Raw genomic sequence first — 18,928 nt, forward strand, 5'->3', positions numbered from 1 at the left:
CATGTCCCGCACGTTCCGCGCACCGCGTGTCGCGGTCCTCACGGCCGCATCGATCGGCGCGGCCGCCGCCGTCGCGGCCTGCACGACCAGCACGGCGCCGCCCGCCGACGCCCCTGACGGCGGCGGCGCCATCGCCGTCACGGCGGCCGACGACAGCTGCGAGGTCGGCGCGGCCGAGGCACCCGCCGGCACGATCACGTTCTCCGTGCGCAACGCCGGCAACAAGATCACGGAGTTCTACCTCTACGGCACGGGCGGCCGGATCATGGGTGAGGTCGAGAACATCGGTCCGGGCCTCACCCGCGACCTGATCGTCGAGGTGCCCGACGGCGGCAGTTACACCACGGCGTGCAAGCCGGGCATGGTCGGCGACGGGATCCAGGCGCCGTTCACGGTCACCGGCTCGGCCACCCGGTCCGTCGACGACAACACGCGGCTCGCCGAGGCCACCACCGGCTACCACCGGTGGGTCACCTCGCAGATCGAGGCGCTGGTGCCGAAGACGCAGGAGTTCGTCGACGCCGTGAAGGCCGGCGACGCCGAGCAGGCGAAGGCGCTGTTCCCCGTGGCACGGACCTACTGGGAGCGGATCGAGCCGGTCGCCGAGTCGTTCGGCGACATCGACCCGAAGATCGACGGCCGCGAGGACGACGAGCGCGACCCCGGCGTGGAGTTCACCGGCTACCACCGGCTCGAGAAGGATCTGTGGGTGGACGGTCTGCAGGCCGACTCCCCCGCCATCGCCGACCAGCTGATGACCGACATCCAGGACCTGCAGTCGCGGGTCACCACCGTCGAGCTCACGCCGGTGCAGCTCGCGAACGGGGCCAAGGAGCTGCTCGACGAGGTCGCCACCGGCAAGATCACCGGCGAGGAGGACCGCTACTCGCACACCGACCTGTGGGACTTCAAGGCCAACGTCGAGGGCTCGCAGGGCGCGGTGGCCGCACTCCGGCCGGTGATCGACGAGAAGGACCCCACGCTCGGCCCGGCGCTCGACGAGCAGTTCGCGGCCGTCGACGCGCTGCTGGAGGAGTACCGCGCAGGCGACGGCTACAAGCTCTACACCGACCTCACCGAGGACGACGTCCGGCGGATGTCCGAGGCGGTCGACGCACTCGGCGAGCCGGTCAGCCAGGTCGCGGCGGTCGTCACTTCGTGACCGGCGGACTCTCTCGGCGGCGGCTGCTCGGCTGGGCGGGCGCCGGGGCGGCGCTCGCCGGGGCGGGCGCCGTCACGGCATGCTCGGCGACCGCCGCACCCGTCGCCGAGGGGGTCGTACCGTTCCGCGGCGACCGGCAGGCCGGCATCGTCACCCCCGCCCAGGACCGGCTGCACTTCGTCGCGCTGGACCTCACCACCGACAACCCCGAACGCGTGCGTGCGCTCCTGCAGAAGTGGACGACCGCGTCCGAGCGCATGACCGCGGGCGCGGAGACCGCGCCCGGCGGGGCCACGGGCGGCAACCCCGACGGCCCGCCCGCCGACACGGGCGAGGCGCTCGGGCTCCCGGCCGCGTCGCTCACCCTGACGTTCGGGCTCGGGCCGGGGTTCTTCGACAAGCTCGGCCTCGACCCCGCCCTCCGCCCGCCCGGGCTGGCGGAGCTGCCCCACTTCACCGGGGACCAGCTCGACCCGGCCCTGTCCGGCGGCGACCTGTGCATCCAGGCGTGCGCCGACGACCCGCAGGTCGCCGTGCACGCGGTGCGCAACCTCGTTCGGATCGGGTTCGGCACCACCGCCGTGCGCTGGTCGCAGCTCGGGTTCGGGCGCACGTCGTCGACGTCCACGGCGCAGGCGACGCCACGCAACCTGTTCGGTTTCAAGGACGGCACCCGCAACCTCAAGGCCGAGGACGGGGCCGAGCTGGACCGGCACGTGTGGGTGCAGCCCGCCGACGGGCCGGCCTGGCTCGCGGGCGGCACCTACCTCGTGGCCCGGCGGATCGACATGCACATCGAGATCTGGGACCGCACCTCCCTCGCCGAGCAGGAGGCGATCATCGGTCGGACGAAGGGTGAGGGCGCCCCGCTCGGCGCCACCGGGGAGTTCGACACCGCCGACCTCGCCGCGATCGGCGCGGACGGCGAACCGCGCATCCCGGAGCACGCGCACATCCGCCTCGCATCGGCCGAGTCGCTGAACGGCGTACGCATCCTGCGGCGCGGCTACAACTTCGTCGACGGCAGCGACGGCCGGGGGCACCTGAACGCGGGCCTGTTCTTCGTGGCGTTCATGCGCGACCCGCACGCCCAGTTCGTGCCGATGCAGCGGGCGCTGGCCAACGACGACGTGATGATGGAGTACATCGAGCACACCGGCTCCGCCGTCTTCGCCTGCCCGCCGGGCCTGGCCGACGGCCGGTACTGGGGCCAGTCGCTCCTCGAAGCCTGATCTCCGGGCAAGATCCAACCCCGTGAGGTCTACGCCGTCCCGGTGGACAACCTCTGCCGGCCCGGTTCCGCGGCATCCGCCCTGCGAGGCGAGCATCCGCGCGCGGCGGATAGCGCTGCCCCATCGCTCACATGCTCGCAATCGCCCTCCGGAGGGCGCTCAACGCGATCTCGCAACGATCAACGCCCCGTGATCGGTCCGACATCCGCGGCAGCGCCTCACCAAGGGCGCTCAGCCACACTTGATCATGGAGAGGTCGCCCGCGCACCCGGTCGACGGGGCGCACCCGATTCGGGTCAGGCACTCGCTGCGGTTCAGGTCACGTTCTCGCTGCTCACGGGCCGGCGCGGCTCAGGCGGCGGTGGCCACGGTGTAGCGGTCGGCGGCGGCCCAGACGAGGCGGGCGTAGTCGAGGGAGGCGTTGTAGGTGAGCACGCCGGCCCACCACCCCTCGCCGCTGGCCGTGTCGCGGCCGTCGGCGCAGAGGTAGCGGGCGGCGGCCAGCGCGGCGTCGTCGAGCTGGTGCGGGTCGCGCACGCCGTCGCCGTTGCCGTCGGCGCCGAAAGTGGTCCAGGTGGTGGGCAGGAACTGCATGGGCCCGACGGCGCGGTCGAACGTGGCGTCACCGTCGAGCCGGCCGCCGTCGGTGTCGCGGATCTCGCGCACGCCGGACGTGCCGTCGAGCGGGATCCCGATGATCCACGGGCGGGACACGCCGTCGTCGTCGACGGTGGCGCCGCCGTAGCGGCCGTGGTCGGACTCGACCCGTCCGATCCCGGCGAGGGTGCTCCAGGAGAGACGGCATGCCGGTGTGTCGGAGCGCTGCGCCAGCTCCGCCGCGGCGTAGGCGCGCAGCGCCCGGGCCGGCACACCGCTGCGCCTGGCCGCGGTGGTCGACCACGCGGCGAGGTCGGTGCCCGCCGCCAGCGGCGGCGGCTGGGGGACGGGGGTGTCGGGGTCGACGTCCGCGGCGGTGAGCCCGTCGCCACGTTGCGGGCGCTCCGGCCGGGAGTCGCGACTGTCGCGGACCGAGATGATCGACACTGCGATGAGTGCCACCATCGTCATGATTCCGAGCACGGCCAGCGCGATCGCGCGGGCGGGCCGTCGACGACGTGCCGTCACCCGACCAGGTTAACCAGATCGGGTGGGCCAGTAGCGCCGCCACCCATCGGCGTCGAGGCCGTGCGGGTCGGCGTCGTCGGCCACCGCGGCCCGCTCCGCCGCGCGCACCGTGTCGGCGAACCGGCGCGCGGCCGACCGCAGCTCGGCCTCCGGGTCGACCCCGCCGAGCTTCGCCCCGGCGGCGAGCGCGAACAACTGCTCCCCCACGCCCGCACCGGCCGGCAGCAGGTCGGACGGCAGGTGCGCGCGGGCGGTGCGGCTGGTGAGCTTCGCCGCGAGCGCGACGGCGGGCTGCCCGAGCGGAACGCCGTCCACGCTGGACTCGCGCTGCTTCTCCGCGCGCTTGAGCTCCTCCCAGCGGTGCTCCTGCCGCTCGGCGGTGTCGATCCGCTCGCTGCCGGCGAACACGTGCGGGTGCCGCCCGACGAGCTTGGTGACGAGATCACCCGCGACGTCGTCGACCGTGAACGGCCGCGTGCCGTGCTCGGCGGCGACCCGGGCGTGGAACAGCACCTGCAGCAGGACGTCGCCGAGCTCCTCGCGGATGGCGTCGCGGTCGCCGTCCTCGATCGCCTGGTAGAGCTCGTAGCACTCCTCGATCAGGTACTGCAGCAGCGACTCGTGGGTCTGCTCGGCGTCCCACGGGCAGCCGCCGGGCGAGCGCAGCCGGTCCATGACGGCCGCGGCGTCGAGGAGCGCCGCACCCTGCGGCGGCGGCGCCGCCAGCACGGCGCCGTCGGCACGGGCCGGGTCGGTGGTGAGCAGCACCGTGGGGGCGTCGTCATCGCCCCAGTCGTCGGCGCGGAGAGCGCCTGTCGCGACGACCGCGTCCTCGGGCACGGTGCTGTCGGCGAGCAGCCGCTCCGCCGCCCGCAGTGCGGGCACCGCGGCAGCCGGCAGGACGCCGGACCAGCGCTCGGGAAGGACGACGACCGTGCGCTGCACCGTCTGCGCGGCGAGGCCCGATCGCCCGGCGGAGCTCGTCACCGGGTCAGTCGACCGGGGCGGGCGAGAGGATCGTGCCCGCCTCCTGACCCTCGGCGACGACGCGCTGCTGGATCTGGTCCCACACCCCGTAGCGGGGGTTGACGCGGACGCCGACCTCCTCGGCCGTCTGCTGGACGCTGCGCTGCCCGATCGCGACGAGCTGGGCCTGGCTGAGCCCGCTCAGCGCCGCCGGGTCCGTGGGTGCGTCGGTGCGCCGGTCGGTGACCTTGATGACGAGCCAGTTGCTGCTCTGCTGGGGGTCCGGCTGGAAGGTGACGACCGAGCCGACCGGCAGCGCGAACACGGGCGTGGTCGCGTCACCCGGCGAGTTCGCGGCCTGCACGGTGAGCCCGCCGCGCCCGGTCTGGGGGTTCGCGGTGAGCGCGGCGGCCGCGGCGCCGCCCTCGAGCAGCGCCTTCCCCTTCGCCTGCGCGTCATCGCGAGAGGTGGCGCCGACGAGGTCGACGGTGACCTGCAAACCGGGGATCAGCCGCTGGGCCAGCTGCGCGGCGATCAGCTCGTCCCGCACCCGGTCGCGCAGCGCGGGCAGGTCGTAGAACGAGCCGGCGAGCAGGGCGTCCGCCCCGCCGCTGTTGGTGATCTGGCCGTCGATCTGCGCGTCGGTGACGACGATGCCCTCCGTGGCGGCACGCCGGGCTAGCAGATCGTGCATCACGGTGCTGGTGACGATGCTCCGGGCGAGGTCGGCCGTGGTGCCGCCCTGGGACGTGTACTGCGCGATCCGGTCACCCTTGGCCAGTGCCGTGTCGAGCCGCGACTGGATCTGCTCGAGCGGGACCGCGTTCTCCCCGACGAACGCGGCCGTGCCCGCCTGACTCGGCCCACCGCAGCCACTGATCGCCGCGCCGACGACGGCGACGGCCGCCACAACCCGTCCCACCTGCATGCGCACGAACGACAGCCTCTCACGCTCCACGTGAGGCCGGGATCAGAGGTCGGCCTGCACCACGAGCGTCGAGCACATCTTGTCCGCGAACGTCTGCCGCTGCTCGTCCCACAGCGGCCAGAGGTAGCCGAGTCCGAGCGGGATCGCGTCGAGCAGGTGCACGACCTGGCGCCAGAACGCCCGGCCGAACCCGACCGGCTCACCCGAGCGCGCGCCGACCAGCCGCGTGCCGAGCACGCTCTTGCCGAGGCTCTGACCCGAGCGACCCTGCCGGTAGCCGCTGTTCCAGACGAGGAAGGCCAGCCCGACGAGTGCGGCCGCCGGGTAGACGACGCCGATCACGACGATGTCCCGGGTGGCCAGCGCGGCGATCAGCGCGACGGCCAGCAGCCCGCCCGGGATGCCGATGTCGATGAGGAAGCCACCGACCCGCTGCCCGTACGTCGCGAGGAGTGGAAAGCCGTATCGCACCGGCGGCTCCGGGCGCGCAGCCCCGCCCGGGGCCTCCCGACGAGACGGTTCGGTCTCCGGCTGGGGATCGGGCACGCATCGCTCCGGGCGTCATGCCCGTCCGGACCGGTCCCGGAGGGCTCCAACTGGAAGATCGCCAGAAGCCGCGGACCGTTACTCCGCGCAGGTGACCGGATGCAGGCCGTCAGACTCGCGCCGGCGTGAGGAGGTCCGTCAGGAGCTTCGTGCACCACTCCAACAGAGCAACATCGCGCAGCGGAGCCGCACCGACGCGACCACTCTCGGTGGGCTTCGGGACGCTGACGAGCTTGGCCGCCGGCTTGTAGGTCGACTTCGGGTACAGCCGCTTGAGCCGCATCTGCGCCGAGTCGAGCAGCTCGACCGGCCCGACCCGGATGCTCGGACCGGCCACCGCCACCTCGGCGACCCCCAACGTCCGGCACGTCTGGCGGAACGCGGCGACGGCGAGCAGGTTGCGCACGGGGGTGGGCGGCTCGCCGTAGCGGTCGGTGAGCTCCTCGACGATCGCGTCCAGGGCCGCGCCGTCCGCCGCTTCGGCGATCTTGCGGTAGACCTCCAGCCGCAGCCGCTCGCCGGTGACGTAGTCGTGCGGCACGTGCGCGTCGATCGGCAGGTCGACCCGCACGTCGGCGAGCTGTTCCTCCTCCTCGCCGTCGCCGGCCCCGGCCTGCTTGCGGAACGCCGCGACGGCCTCGCCGACCAGCCGGATGTAGAGGTCGAACCCGACGCCCGCGATGTGGCCGGACTGCTCCGCGCCGAGGATGTTGCCCGCGCCCCGGATCTCCAGGTCCTTCATCGCGACGGCCGCACCGGAACCCAGGTCGGAGTGCTGCGCGATCGTGGCGAGCCGGTCGTGCGCGGTCTCGGTGAGCGGGTGCTCGGGCGGGAACAGGAAGTAGGCGTAGCCGCGCTCGCGGCCACGCCCGACCCGGCCGCGCAGCTGGTGCAGCTGCGAGAGGCCGAGGGTGTCGGACCGCTCGACGATGAGCGTGTTGGCGTTGGAGATGTCCAGGCCGTTCTCGACGATCGTGGTGCAGACCAGTACGTCGAACTCGTTGTGCCAGAAGCCGCCCACGGTGCGCTCCAGCAGGTCCTCGTTCATCTGCCCGTGCGCGACCGCGACGCGCGCCTCGGGCACGAGGTCGCGGATCTTGCGGGCGGCGCGGTCGATCGACGAGACGCGGTTGTGGACGTAGAACACCTGGCCGTCGCGCAGCAGCTCGCGACGGATCGCCGCGGCCACCTGCTTGTCGGCGTAGGCGCCGACGTAGGTGAGGGTGGGGTGGCGGTCCTCGGGCGGGGTGGCGATCGTCGACATCTCGCGGATCCCCGCGAGGCTCATCTCGAGGGTGCGCGGGATCGGCGTGGCCGAGAGCGTGAGCACGTCGACGTACGTTCGCAACGCCGTGATGTGTTCCTTGTGCTCCACGCCGAAGCGCTGCTCCTCGTCGACGACCACGAGGCCGAGGTCCTTCCACCGCACGCCGGTCTGCAGCAGGCGGTGCGTGCCCACGACGATGTCGACGGTGCCCGCGGCGAGGCCCTCGATCGTCTGCTTCGCCTCCGCGGCGTCGGTGAACCGGGAGAGGCCCTTCACCGTGACCGGGAACGCGCGCATGCGGTCGGAGAACGTCTGCAGGTGCTGGGTGGCGAGCAGCGTGGTGGGGACGAGCACCGCGACCTGCTTGCCGTCCTGCACGGCCTTGAACGCCGCGCGCACGGCGATCTCGGTCTTGCCGAACCCGACGTCGCCGGAGATCACCCGGTCCATCGGGACCGCCCGCTCCATGTCCTGCTTGACCTCCTCGATGGCGGCCATCTGGTCGGGCGTCTCGGTGTACGGGAAGGCGTCCTCCAGCTCGCGCTGCCACGGGCTGTCCTTGCCGAACGCGTGGCCCGGCGAGGACTGGCGCGCCGCGTAGAGCTGCACGAGCTGCGCCGCGATCTGCCGGACGGCCTTGCGGGCCCGGCCCTTCGTCTTGGCCCAGTCGGCGCCCCCGAGCTTGTTGAGCGTGGGCACCTCGCCGCCGACGTAGCGGCTGACCTCGTCGAGCGCGTCGGTGGGGACGAACAGGCGGTCGGCGGGCTGGCCGCGCTTCGAGCTCGCGTACTCCAGCACCAGGTACTCACGGGTGGCCCCGCCGACGGTGCGCTCGCGCATCTCGACGAACCGGCCGATGCCGTGCTGGGAGTGCACGACGTGGTCGCCGGGCTGCAGCGTGACGAGGTCGACGGCGTTGCGCCGCCGCGACGCGAGCTTGCGCGGCTCGGTGCCTGCGGCCCGGTTGCCGGTGAGGTCGGCCTCGGTGAGGACCACCAGCCCGCGGGCGGTGAAGCCCTCGGTGAGCCGCCCACAGGTGACGGTGACCAGGCCCGGCTCCGGGTTGCCGACCAGTTCGTCGACGTGCTTGGCGGGCACGTCGGCCTCGCGCAGCTGCTCCAGCGAGCGCTGGGCGGTGCCCTGCCCGGCGACCACGAGCACGGCCGTGCCACCCGTGGCGACGTGGGCGCGCAGGTCGACGAGCGCCCGGTCGATGTCGCCGCGGTAGCTCTCCACCTCGTGGACGGCCGGCACCAGCACGTCCTCGCGGCCCGACACCAGCGGGCTCAACGTCACGACCGGCCGGCCGGTGCCGGACGCGTGCTCCAGCACCTCGCCGAGGTCGCGGTACGCGGACGCGCCGACGTCGATCGGCGAGTCGCCGCCGACCCCCGCCGCGAACCACGACGCCTCCAGGAACTCCTGGCCCGTCCGCACCAGGTCGGCGCTGCGGGTGCGGATGCGCTCCGGGTCGGCGAGCAGCACCAGCGACCGCGCCGGCAGCAGGTCGGTGAGCAGCTCCAGCTCCCCCGCGACCAGCGCCGGTACCAGCGACTCCATGCCCTCGGTCGGGATGCCCTCGGCGAGGTGCTCCAGGAGCTCCCGCAGCTGCGGGTTGTTCTCATGGACGCGCGCGAGCGCCGCGGCCCGCTCCCGCACCGGCTCGGTGAGCAAGAGCTCCCGGCAGCCGGGCGCGACGACCTCCTCGACGGGTGCGACGGAACGCTGGTCGGCCACGGAGAACGAGCGCAGCTCGCTCACCTCGTCGCCCCAGAACTCGATGCGGACCGGGTGCTCGGCCGTGGGCGGGAAGACGTCGACGATCCCGCCGCGCACGGCGAACTCGCCGCGGGCGGTGACCATCTCGACCCGCGTGTAGGCGAGCTCGACCAGGCGGACGAGCAGCGCCTCGAAGTCGTGGGTGTCGCCGACCCGCAGCCGGACCGGGTCGAGCGTGCCGAGGCCGGGGGCGATCGGCTGGATGAGGCTGCGCGCCGCCGCGATCACCACGCGGGGGGCCGTCTCCGGTGCGGCGAGCTGCCGGAAGATCTCCAGGCGCCGCCCGACCGTGTCCGGCCGCGGGGAGAGCCGCTCGTGCGGCAGCGTCTCCCAGGACGGGAGCACGGCCACGGCGTCCGACCCGAGCAGGTCGGCGGTGGCCGCGGCGGTGTCCTCGGCCTCGCGGTCGGTGGCGGTGACGACGAGCACCGTGGCACCGGCACCGCCGTCGCCCTCGGCGGTGCCGAACGCCGCGGCGAGGAACGGGCGGAGCGCCGCCGGCCCCTCCACCTGCACGGCGGGCACGTCGACGGCGCGGGCGTCGCGGGCGGCCTCGAGGACCGCGTGCAGATCGGGATCGGACAGGGTGGAGCGCAGGAGACCGGAGAGCATGGCCACGTTCGAGGACCCTCGCAAGGCAGGAGTTGCGCACGCAGAACAGACCCCTGCCCGGGATGTTCCCCCGGTCGGGGCCTTCACCCAGCGTACGCCGACCGCTCGGACGGCCTCCCTCCTGGGAGCATCGAGGGCCATGACCGACCTGTCGAAGCTGCCGCCGGTCGACCCCGAGGTGCCCAACGCCGCCCGGATGTACGACTACTTCCCCGGCGGCTCGCACAACTTCGCCGCCGACCGGGCCGCCGCCGAACGGATCAAGGTCGTCATGCCGTTCGCCGCGCACGTGATCCACGCGAACCGGTACTTCCTGGGGCGGGCCGTGCGGTTCTGCGCGCAGGAGGGGATCGACCAGTTCCTCGATCTCGGCTCCGGCATCCCGACCGTCGGCAACGTCCACGAGGCGGCACGCGCGATCGACCCGGCCGCCCGGGTGTCCTACGTCGACGACGAACCCGTCACCGTCGCCTCGGCGGCGGCGCTGCTCGACGGCGGCTGACGGTCTCGGTGATGCAGTTCGTGCACGACGACGACGAGGCCGCCGGCCTGCTCGCCGACTACCGGAGCCGGCTGGCGCCGGGCAGCGTGCACGCGCTGTCCCACGTGACGGGCGACCACGACACCACCGAGCTCGCGGCGGCCGAGGCGGGGCTGCTGCGCAGCCGCGAGCAGGTCGCCGCCCTGCTCGACGGCCTCGAGCTCGTCGAACCGGGGATCGTGGACGTCACCGAGTGGCGCCCGGAGGACATGGTCGGCAGCCAGCACCGCGGCATGTGGGCGGCGATCGGTCGCATCCGGTGAGTGGACGGCGCGTCCCGGCACCGGAAGCATCGCATGCATGACCGACCTGTCGAAGCTGCCGGCCGTCGACCCCGAGGTGCCCAACGCCGCCCGGATGTACGACTACTACCTGGGCGGATCGCACAACTTCGCCGCCGACCGCGCGGCCGCCGAGCGGGTCAAGGCGGTCGTCCCCTATGCGGTGCAGGTAGCCCGGGCGAACCGCTTCTTCCTGCACCGCGCCGTGCGGTTCTGCCTCGAGGAGGGCATCGACCAGTTCCTCGACCTCGGCTCCGGCATCCCGACCGCCGGCAACGTCCACGACGCCGCGCAGGCGTCGAACCCGGTGGCGCGGGTGGCCTACGTCGACAACGAACCGGTCACCGTCGCCTCGGCCACCGCTCTGCTGGAGGACAACCCACTCGCCACTGTCACGATGGCCGATGTACGCGACCCCGAGACCGTCTTCGCCGCACCTGGGGTCCGCGATCTGCTCGACCTCGTCCGCCCGGTCGCGCTGCTGACGGTCTCAGTGCTCCCGTTCGTCGGCGACCAGGACGACCCCATCGGGCTCGCGGAACGCTACCGCGCCCGGCTCGCCCCCGGCAGCGTCCACGTGCTGTCGCACGGGACGACCGATCACGACCCGGGCGACGTTCGCGCCATGTCCGACGTCTACCGCGGCACCGCGAACCCCTTCACTCCCCGCACCCGCGACGAGGTCGCCGCGATGCTGCGCGGTACCGAGCTGGTGGAGCCGGGTCTCGTGGACGCGACGGAGTGGCGCCCGGAGGACACGATCGGCGGTCAGCACCGGGGCCTGTGGGCGGGGGTCGGCCGGATCCGCTGAGCGCGGCACCCGCACGGGTGGCGCGAACGGCACCTTCGCCCGCGTCCAGCGAGCGAGCGGGCCGCCCGTACTCGGAGCGCGGCGGCGGTCATACGATCAGCGGATGAGATTCGGGATCGGCATCCCGCAGTTCTTCTCCGACCACGAGTTCGACGGCGAGGCGTTCCGCCGGTACCTCCGCCGGGCCGAGGAGCTCGGCTTCGAGAGCGGCTGGACCCAGGAGCAGGTGCTGGGGTCGTCGTCGCAGCTGTCCGCGCTCGAGACCATGACGTACGCGGGGGCGTGCACCGAGCGCCTGCGCGTGGGCTGCGCGGTGTTCGTGACCACGCTGCACAGCCCGGTCCACCTGGCCAAGAACCTGGCGACGCTCGATCAGCTCAGTGGGGGCCGGCTCGATGTCGGCGTCGGCAGCGGCGGGCGGCGCGAGCAGATCTTCGGCGCGTTCCGGGTGGATCCCGCGCGGTACATCGCGCAGTTCACCGAGGGCCTCGCGCTGATGAAGGCGCTGTGGACGGAGAACCCCGTGACCTTCGCGGGGGAGTTCTGGCAGGTCGAGAACGCGTCGATGCAGCCGAAGCCGTTCCAGAAGCCCCACCCGCCGATCTGGATGGGCGGCAGCGCCGAGGCGGCCCTGCGCCGCACCGTCCGGCTCGGCACGGGGTTCTTCGGCGCCGGCTCGTCTCCGACGGTGCGGTTCGCCGACCAGGTGCGCACGATCCGGTGTCTGCTCGCCGAGCAGGACCGGGACGTCGCGGCGTTCCCCATCGCCAAGCGCATCTACATCCTCGTGGACGACGACGCGGACCGCGCCCGGCGCCACATGAACGACGCGCTGGCCTCGATCTACGGCGGACGGATCGAGGCGATCGAGTCCGCCGCGGTCGCCGGGACCCCCGCCGACTGCGTCCGCGGGGTGCAGGAGGTGCTCGACGCGGGCGCCGAGCTCGTCCTGTTCACGTCGGTGGGCGATCCGGCCGAGCAGATGGAACGCCTGGCGGCCGAGGTGATCCCGCAGGTCGGCTAGCCGCGGTCACGGCCTCGGCGGCAGCTCGGGGCGGCGGCGGGACGGGCGCGTGGCCGGGTCCGGCGGGCGCACCGCCGGTCGCTCCTCCAGCGCGGCCAGCGCGATGTCGACCGCACGCTCCAGCTGCGGGTCGCGGCCGGCCACCCAGTCCTGCGGGCGCACGACGACCTCGACGTCCGGGTCGACGCCGTGGTTCTCGACCGCCCAGCCGGAGTCGTCGAACCACGTGGCGTAGCGCGGCTGCGTGACGCCGGTGCCGTCGACGAGGCGGTAGCGGCTGTCGATGCCGATCACGCCGCCCCAGGTGCGCACCCCGACGACGGGGCCGATCCCGAGCCGCTTGATCGCCGCCGTGACGATGTCGCCGTCGGAGCCCGCGAGCTCGTCGGCGAGCGCGACGACCGGGCCGCGCGGCGCGTCCTCCGGGTACGTGGTGGCCTGGCGGTGCCGCGGCGCGTCCCAGCCGATCACCTTGCGGGCCAGCTTCTCGATCACGAGCTGGGAGGTGTGGCCGCCCCCGTTGCCGCGCACGTCGAGGATCAGCCCGTCCCGCGAGGTCTCCCGCGACAGGTCGCGGTGCAGCTGCGCCCAGCCCGGCGCCGCCATGTCCGGGACGTGCAGGTAGCCGAGCCTGCCCTCGGACCGGTCCGCGACGAACGCGCGGCGGCCGGCCACCCAGTCCTGGTAGCGCAGCGCCGACTCCGAGGCGAGCGGCCGCACGACCACCCGCCGCACGGTGCCCGCGTCGGGGCGGTCCGGGCCGGATCGCACGGTGAGCTCCACCAGCTTGTCCGCCCCGGAGAGCAGCAGCGCGGCCGGACCGTAGCCGGGGTCGACCGGCCGGCCGGCGACCTCGAGGATCACGTCGCCCGCGCGCACGTCGACACCCGGCCCGGAGAGCGGGCTGCGGGCGGCGGGCGCCGAGGTCTCCGGCGGCAGCACCCGCACCACCCGCCAGCCGTCGCCGTCCGGCGCGGGTTCGAGGTCGGCGCCGAGCAGCCCCGGCCGGCCGCCCGGGTCGCCCGCGCCGCTCGCCTGGACGTACGCGTGCGACGTGCCGAGCTCGCCCTGCAGCTCCCACAGCAGGTCGACGAGGTCGTCGTGGCTGCCGACCGCGTCCACCAGCGGGCGGTAGCGGTCGAGCTCCGCGGACCAGTCGACACCGGCCATGTCGGCCACCCAGAAGTGGTCGCGCATCAGCCGGCCGGCCTCGTCGAACATCTGGCGCCACTCGGCCGTCGGGTCCACCGTGACGACGATCCGCCGGGTGTCGATCTCGAACTCGTCGCCGTCGCCCGACGACGGGGTGTCGGAGCCGGACCGGTCGGTGCGCAGCACCCGCAGCGTCCTCCCGTCGCGCACGACGAGGCGCGTGCCGTCCCCGCTCACCGCGAACCCGCTCACCGGGTCGGCGATGACGTCGAGCTTGCGGCGCACCAGGTCGAAGCGCTCGAGCACCGGGCGCTCGGCGCGGTCGTCGGTGTCGGCGAGCGCGTCACCGAGCACCCCGGAGACGGGGATGCGGTACCAGAGCAGGCAGTCCTTGCCGGCCCGCATCCCGCTGTAGCGGGCTGCCTGGACCGGCATCGGCACGACCCTGGCCGTGAGCCCCTCGACGTCGACGACCACCTCCGGCGGGGCGTCGTCCTTCCTCTCCTTGCTCTTCTCCTCGCCCTGCTCGTCCTCGGGCGGCTCCTCCGTGGCACGCAGGTCGGCCTCGCCCTCCTCCCCCGGCGTGACCGGGCGCCCGTCCGGGCTCGCGCCGAACGGCGACGGCGTGCGGGCGGCCAGCGGCACCAGGAACGGCCGCCACGACGCCGGGAACGTGAGGTCGAAGGCGTGCTCGTCGTAGATCGGGTCGAAGCTGCGCCGCGACAGGAAGGCCAGGTACTTGCCGTCGGAGGTGAAGACGGGGTCGGTGTCGGCGAAGCGCGGCTCGGTGACGGCCACGAGCGTGTCGTCGGCCAACCGGACCATCATGACCCGGGAGAGCCCGGCCTCCACCGGATCGCTGTAGGCGAGCCACGCGCTGTCGGGCGACCAGGCGAGATCGGCCACCTCCCGGTCGGCGCCCTGCGCGACCTGCCGCAGCGCGCCCGCGGCGACGTCGAGCACCAGGAGCCTGCCGTCGTGCGTGGCCAGGGCCACCGCGGAGGCGTCCGGGGCGGGCGCCAGCTCCAGCACCCGGCCCACCTCGCCGGCGCCGAACCGCTGCAGCGGCGCCGCCCCGTCGGCCCGCTCGTCGAGCGGGGCGATGCAGATGGCGTCCTCGCCCTCGGCGTCGTCGACCCACACCGCGCGTTCGGCCCCCAGCGGCCTCGCCAGCCGGGCCCGCACGCCCCGTTCGGCGAGCAGGGTGCGCGCCGGGCCGTCCCGATGGGTGAGCCGGTGGACGGTGCCGCGGACCAGCGCGATGCTCGTGCGCCCCGTCCGGTCCGGCGCCGCCCAGGTGAGCTCCCGGGCCGCCGAGACGCGGTAGGGCTCCCGGTTCGTCCGCGGTCCGCCGAGCCGCACGTCCAGCCGCCGTGGTTCGCCGTCGAGCGTGTCGAGGATCCACAGCTCACCCGCGCACTCGTAGACGACCCGATGTCCGTCGGTGCTCGCGTGGCGTGCGTAGAACGCGGGCGCGCCCGGGCCGCCGTGATCGGTGTGCCGGCGCAGCCCGGTGCCGTCGGCGCCGAGGGAGTACAGGTTGCCCCAGCCCTCGTGGTCGGAGAGGAACGCGATCCGGGGCCCCACGATCATCGGCGAGCTCAACTGCCCGTCGACGTCGGCGGCGAGCCGCTCGAACTCGCCGGATCCGTCGCGGTCCCACCAGAGCTTGCCGGCCGTGCCGCCGCGGTAGCGCTTCCACCAGGCCGGTTCCCGCACCATGAGCGTGCCGACGACGACCGTCGGACCGTCCGCGGCCAGCGCCACGTCCGACACCGGCCCGTACGGCAGCCGGCGCGGGGTCCCGCCCGCACGGGGGATCGCGTAGGCCCAGGCCCGCCGCGGGGCCGCCTGCCCGGAGGCGCTCGACGCCAGCACGTCGCCGTCCGGCGTCCAGCCGAGCGACTGCGCCCGCGTGTCACCCCAGTACGTCAGCCGCCGCACGCCGCCGCCGTCGACATCGCTCACGTAGATCTCCGGCGCACCGTCCTTCCACGACGTCCAGGACACCAGCGTGCCGTCCGGGGACAGCCGCGGCTGGGCGACCGGCACGTCGTCCGCCGTGAGCCGGTAGGCGCGGCCTCCGGAGAGCGGGGCGGTCCACACGTCGTCCTCCGCGGTGAACACGAGCGTGTCGCCACGGAGATGGGGGAAGCGCAGGTAGCTCGAAGGCATGACGGCGACCGTATCGAGGGGTGACCCACCTACGGCACGTTCACCCTCCCCTCGGCAGGATGGCCCCATGCGGGGGTTGCGGCGGATGGTGGTGGCGGGCGTCGTCGCGGTGGTCGGTGTGGCCGGCTGTGGGGCCCCGGCCCCCGCCCCCGCCCCCGCCGAGAGCGGCGTCGCGCCCGCCACGAGCGCGCCCGCCACCACCGCCCCCGCCCGCACCGGCATACCCGAGCTGCAGGTCGAGGCCGTGGCGAGCGGTCTGTCGCACGTCTGGGACATCGGGTTCCTCCCGGACGGCCGGGCGCTCGTCACGGAGCGGGACGGGCGGATCGCGCTGCTGTCGGGCATCGCGCCGGGCGCCACCACCCGGGAGGTGAACGCCGACCTCAGCGACGTGTACGCCCGCGGCGAGGGCGGCCTGATGGGCATGGTGGTGCACCCCGACTTCGCGGAGTCGCGCCGTTTCACCACCTGCCAGACCCACATGCAGGACGGCACCCCCACCGACGTCCGGCTCGTCACGTGGGAGCTGTCGGCGGACGGCACCTCGGCCTCCCGGGTGGCGGATCCCCTCGTCGGCGGCCTGCCGATCAACTCGTCCGGCCGCCACTCCGGCTGCCGCCCGACGATCGGCCCGGACGGGTCGCTCTTCGTCGGCACCGGCGACACCGCCCGCGCCGCCGTGGCCCAGGACCTGAACTCGCTCGGGGGCAAGGTGCTGCGCGTGGATCTCGACACCGGCGGCCCCGCCCCGGGCAACCCGTTCGCCGACGCCCAGAACCCGGCACGGCAGCTGATCTGGACCTACGGGCACCGCAACGTGCAGGGTGTGGCCGTCCGGCCCGGGACCGATGACGTCTACACCGCCGAGCACGGGCCCAGCACCGACGACGAGATCAACCGCCTCGAGGCGGGCGCCAACTACGGCTGGGACCCCTCACAGGGCGGCCGGGTCGGCGGCTACGACGAGTCGGTGCCGATGACCGACCTCGACCGCTTCCCCGACGCCGTGCCCGCCATGTGGAGCTCGGGCAGCCCGGTCGAGGCGGTCAGCGGCGCCGCCTTCCTGTCCGGCCCCCAGTGGGGCGACCTGGACGGCGCGCTGGCCGTGGGGGCGTTGCGCGGTGAGAAGCTGCTGCTGATGACCCTCGGCCCGAACGGCGCCGTCGCCGACGTGCGCGAGCCCGCGCCGCTCGACGGCACGTTCGGCCGGCTGCGCGCGGTGCGCCTCGGCCCGGACGGGGCGCTGTACGTCTCGACGTCGAACGGCAACGACGACCAGGTGCTGCGGGTCACCCCGATCTAGGCCTGGCTCCAGCCTTCCGACCGGGTCACCGGGCGGTCCGGGGCGACGGCGGTGACCGGCCGCCCCTCGTACGCGGTCGAGAGCACGACGTAGGTGTTGATCTGGCCGTGCTCACCGATCCGCTCGATCACACCCTCGAGGTGGGCCAGCGACGCGGCGCGCAGCTTGAGCATCGTGCAGTGCTCCCCGGACAGCTTGTGGATCTCCACGACCTCCGGGTAGGTCTTCGCGGTGGTCGTCTTGAGCAGGCAGTGGCCGAGCGAGCAGCGAAGCTGGATGAACGCGACGAGCGGCTGGCCGGCCCGGGCCGGGTCGACGGCGGCCCGGTAGCCGGAGATCACGCCCGCCGCCTCCAGCCTGCGCACCCGCTCCGCGACGGCCGGCGGCGAGAGGTGCACCCGCTTGCTGAGCGCGTTGTACGACAGGCGGGCGTCGGCCTGCAGCGCGTCGAGCAGCCGCCAGTCGACGTCGTCCAGCTCGAACGATCGTGAAGTGTCCACGGCGAAACTCCTCGCGTTCGTGAACCGGGACGGGGGTCGGACCCCCGCGGCGTCCCTTCGCGGGAGCGCCCGTCCTTCCTACCGTTCTACGGATGACGATGCTGTGGATCGCGAGCCTGCTCGGCGGCCTCGCCCAGTCCGTCGCCGGGGTGGCGGCGGCCCTCCTCGCCCGCGGCCTCGGCGGCTCGGACGCGGTGGCCGGGCTGCCGCAGGCGGTGCTCGTGGTCGGGTCGGCGGTGGCCGCCCTGGGGATGTCGGCGGCGAGCCGCCGGTTCGGGCGTTCCCGGGCGCTCGCCGCGGGGACGGGGGCGGCGACGGGCGGGAGCGTCGTCGTCGTGCTCGCCGGCGACCTGCCCGGGCTGCTCGCCGGCACCCTCCTGATCGGAGCGGGTACGGCCGCTGTGATGCTCGGCCGGTACGCAGCGGCCGACGGCGCGGCGGAGGGGGCGCGGGCCCGGGCGATGGCCACGGTGCTCGCGGCCACCACCGTCGGCGCGGTGGCCGGGCCCAACCTGCTGGTACCGGCGGACGCGCTCGGCCGCGCGCTCGGCCTGCCCGGACTGACCGGGGCGTACGTCGTGGCCGCGGGATGCTTCGCCGGGGCCACCAGCCTGCTGCTGCGCCTGCCGGCCCGCCCGACCGCCGTCGAGCCGGACCCGCACGGCGCGGCCCCGGCCGGCACGCCCGTGCGCGGGCTCACCGTGCTGGCGCTCGCGAACCTGGTGATGGTCGGCGTGATGACGATGGCGCCGGTGCACCTGCACCACCTCGGCGTCGGGCTGGGGGCGATCGGTCTGGTGGTGAGCCTGCACATCGCCGGGATGTTCGCGCCCGCGCCGCTCTCGGGATGGCTCGCCGACCGGTGGGGCCCGGCGCCGACGGCGGCGCTCGCCGGGGCCGTGCTCGCGGCGTCGGCGCTGCTCGCGGCCGCGGCCACGGGCTCACCGCTCGTGCTCGGCGGGGCGCTCGTGCTGCTCGGCGTCGGATGGAACCTCGGCCTGGTGGCCGGCAGCACCCTGCTCACCGCGGGTGTTCCCGCGGGCGAGCGCCCGCGCCGCGAGGGCTGGGGTGAGGTCGCGATGGGGGTGGCCGCGGCGGGCGGCGGCGCGGCGTCCGGGGCCGTGATGAGCGGAGGCGGCTACGGGCTGCTCGCCTCGGCCGGGGCCGCCGTGGCCGCGCTCGTGGTGGCCGCGGCGTGGCAGGCCCGCGTCAGCGGGTGCCGTAGCGCAGCGCCGCCCGCTCCCGCGCCTTCGCGGCCTCGACCTCGCGGTTCTTCGGCTCCGCGGTGGTGACGAGCTCGTCGAGCAGCCGCCGGGTGGCCGCGGTGACCTCGTCGACGGCCCGTGCGAATGCAGCCTCGTTGGCCTGCGACGGCTTGGCCGCTCCGCTGACCTTCCGCACGTACTGGAGGGCTGCCGCCCGCACCTCGTCGGTGGTGGCAGGCGGCTCGAAGTTGTACAGGGTTCGTATGTTGCGGCACACGAAGCCAATCCTGCCTCGTGAGTGGTTACGAGTGCCATGGCA

The 18,928-nt window shown here is 74.2% G+C and carries 16 protein-coding genes; 8 read left to right on the forward strand and 8 right to left on the reverse strand.

Going from position 1 to position 18,928, the window contains the following annotated elements; all coding sequences use genetic code 11:
* Position 1: 1 nt before the first annotated feature.
* Together efeO and efeB are read left to right on the forward strand one after the other, a co-directional pair.
* A complete protein-coding gene (gene efeO / locus ACU436_RS24445) occupies positions 2-1,162 on the forward strand; it encodes an iron uptake system protein EfeO (RefSeq protein WP_459029028.1) in 1,161 nt (386 codons plus the stop codon).
* On the forward strand, positions 1,159-2,394 hold the full coding sequence (efeB, locus tag ACU436_RS24450) for an iron uptake transporter deferrochelatase/peroxidase subunit (protein ID WP_459029030.1): 1,236 nt from the start codon (positions 1,159-1,161) through the stop codon (positions 2,392-2,394). Before efeO ends, efeB begins: the two co-directional genes overlap by 4 nt.
* A 351-nt stretch (positions 2,395-2,745) precedes the next feature.
* Here the strand turns inward: efeB and ACU436_RS24455 are convergent, their stop codons facing one another.
* The 5 genes from ACU436_RS24455 to mfd form a co-directional block, all read right to left on the reverse strand.
* Positions 2,746-3,519 carry a lytic murein transglycosylase gene (locus tag ACU436_RS24455; RefSeq protein ID WP_459029032.1) on the reverse strand — a complete coding sequence of 258 codons (774 nt, stop codon included), beginning with the start codon at positions 3,517-3,519 and terminating at the stop codon, positions 2,746-2,748.
* A gap of 9 nt (positions 3,520-3,528) precedes the next feature.
* Entirely contained in the window at positions 3,529-4,506 is a 978-nt protein-coding gene (locus ACU436_RS24460) for a MazG family protein (RefSeq protein ID WP_459029034.1), read from the reverse strand.
* Between the two features lie 4 nt (positions 4,507-4,510).
* Positions 4,511-5,413, reverse strand: a complete 903-nt coding sequence (locus tag ACU436_RS24465; RefSeq protein WP_459029118.1) for a SurA N-terminal domain-containing protein — start codon at positions 5,411-5,413, stop codon at positions 4,511-4,513.
* Positions 5,414-5,455: 42 nt separating this feature from the next.
* Entirely contained in the window at positions 5,456-5,884 is a 429-nt protein-coding gene (locus tag ACU436_RS24470) for an RDD family protein (RefSeq protein ID WP_459029036.1), read from the reverse strand.
* A 184-nt stretch (positions 5,885-6,068) separates the two neighbouring features.
* Positions 6,069-9,617, reverse strand: coding sequence for a transcription-repair coupling factor (gene mfd, locus ACU436_RS24475; protein WP_459029121.1), 3,549 nt, complete (start codon positions 9,615-9,617; stop codon positions 6,069-6,071).
* A gap of 139 nt (positions 9,618-9,756) precedes the next feature.
* Between mfd and ACU436_RS24480 the strand changes: the two genes are divergently transcribed.
* The 4 genes from ACU436_RS24480 (at position 9,757) to ACU436_RS24495 (ending at position 12,274) form a co-directional block, all read left to right on the forward strand.
* Positions 9,757-10,119, forward strand: coding sequence for an SAM-dependent methyltransferase (locus ACU436_RS24480; protein WP_459029038.1), 363 nt, complete (start codon positions 9,757-9,759; stop codon positions 10,117-10,119).
* Between the two features lie 11 nt (positions 10,120-10,130).
* Positions 10,131-10,421, forward strand: coding sequence for an SAM-dependent methyltransferase (locus ACU436_RS24485; RefSeq protein ID WP_459029040.1), 291 nt, complete (start codon positions 10,131-10,133; stop codon positions 10,419-10,421).
* A gap of 37 nt (positions 10,422-10,458) precedes the next feature.
* Positions 10,459-11,250, forward strand: coding sequence for an SAM-dependent methyltransferase (locus tag ACU436_RS24490; RefSeq protein ID WP_459029042.1), 792 nt, complete (start codon positions 10,459-10,461; stop codon positions 11,248-11,250).
* A 103-nt stretch (positions 11,251-11,353) separates the two neighbouring features.
* Positions 11,354-12,274, forward strand: coding sequence for an LLM class flavin-dependent oxidoreductase (locus tag ACU436_RS24495; RefSeq protein WP_459029044.1), 921 nt, complete (start codon positions 11,354-11,356; stop codon positions 12,272-12,274).
* Positions 12,275-12,280: 6 nt separating this feature from the next.
* On the opposite strand, the gene ACU436_RS24500 is transcribed toward ACU436_RS24495, so the two are convergent.
* Complete coding sequence (locus tag ACU436_RS24500; protein WP_459029046.1) at positions 12,281-15,601, reverse strand: S41 family peptidase; 3,321 nt, start codon at positions 15,599-15,601, stop codon at positions 12,281-12,283.
* Positions 15,602-15,668: 67 nt separating this feature from the next.
* On the opposite strand from ACU436_RS24500, the gene ACU436_RS24505 reads away from it, so the two are divergent.
* Positions 15,669-16,904 (forward strand): PQQ-dependent sugar dehydrogenase, encoded by a 1,236-nt coding sequence (locus ACU436_RS24505; protein WP_459029048.1) that lies wholly within the window; start codon positions 15,669-15,671, stop codon positions 16,902-16,904.
* Here ACU436_RS24505 and ACU436_RS24510 read toward each other — a convergent pair.
* Positions 16,901-17,404, reverse strand: a complete 504-nt coding sequence (locus ACU436_RS24510; protein WP_459029050.1) for an Lrp/AsnC family transcriptional regulator — start codon at positions 17,402-17,404, stop codon at positions 16,901-16,903. The genes ACU436_RS24505 and ACU436_RS24510 overlap by 4 nt on opposite strands.
* Positions 17,405-17,496: 92 nt before the next feature.
* On the opposite strand from ACU436_RS24510, the gene ACU436_RS24515 reads away from it, so the two are divergent.
* A complete protein-coding gene (locus tag ACU436_RS24515; RefSeq protein ID WP_459029052.1) occupies positions 17,497-18,696 on the forward strand; it encodes an MFS transporter in 1,200 nt (399 codons plus the stop codon).
* Here the strand turns inward: ACU436_RS24515 and ACU436_RS24520 are convergent.
* Positions 18,614-18,886, reverse strand: a complete 273-nt coding sequence (locus ACU436_RS24520; protein WP_459029054.1) for a DUF2277 domain-containing protein — start codon at positions 18,884-18,886, stop codon at positions 18,614-18,616. The genes ACU436_RS24515 and ACU436_RS24520 overlap by 83 nt on opposite strands.
* Positions 18,887-18,928 lie beyond the last annotated feature (42 nt).

It is taken from the genome of Pseudonocardia wallangbongensis (assembly GCF_054486945.1).

Coding starts and splice junctions, on each gene's coding strand:
- ACU436_RS24465 (WP_459029118.1), bottom strand. CDS start 5,413: ATGCAGGTGGGACGGGTTGTGGCGGCCGTCGCCGTCGTCGGCGCGGCG.
- ACU436_RS24500 (WP_459029046.1), bottom strand. CDS start 15,601: ATGCCTTCGAGCTACCTGCGCTTCCCCCATCTCCGTGGCGACACGCTC.
- ACU436_RS24505 (WP_459029048.1), top strand. CDS start 15,669: ATGCGGGGGTTGCGGCGGATGGTGGTGGCGGGCGTCGTCGCGGTGGTC.
- mfd (WP_459029121.1), bottom strand. CDS start 9,617: ATGCTCTCCGGTCTCCTGCGCTCCACCCTGTCCGATCCCGATCTGCAC.
- efeO (WP_459029028.1), top strand. CDS start 2: ATGTCCCGCACGTTCCGCGCACCGCGTGTCGCGGTCCTCACGGCCGCA.
- ACU436_RS24515 (WP_459029052.1), top strand. CDS start 17,497: ATGACGATGCTGTGGATCGCGAGCCTGCTCGGCGGCCTCGCCCAGTCC.
- ACU436_RS24480 (WP_459029038.1), top strand. CDS start 9,757: ATGACCGACCTGTCGAAGCTGCCGCCGGTCGACCCCGAGGTGCCCAAC.
- ACU436_RS24490 (WP_459029042.1), top strand. CDS start 10,459: ATGACCGACCTGTCGAAGCTGCCGGCCGTCGACCCCGAGGTGCCCAAC.
- ACU436_RS24485 (WP_459029040.1), top strand. CDS start 10,131: ATGCAGTTCGTGCACGACGACGACGAGGCCGCCGGCCTGCTCGCCGAC.
- ACU436_RS24495 (WP_459029044.1), top strand. CDS start 11,354: ATGAGATTCGGGATCGGCATCCCGCAGTTCTTCTCCGACCACGAGTTC.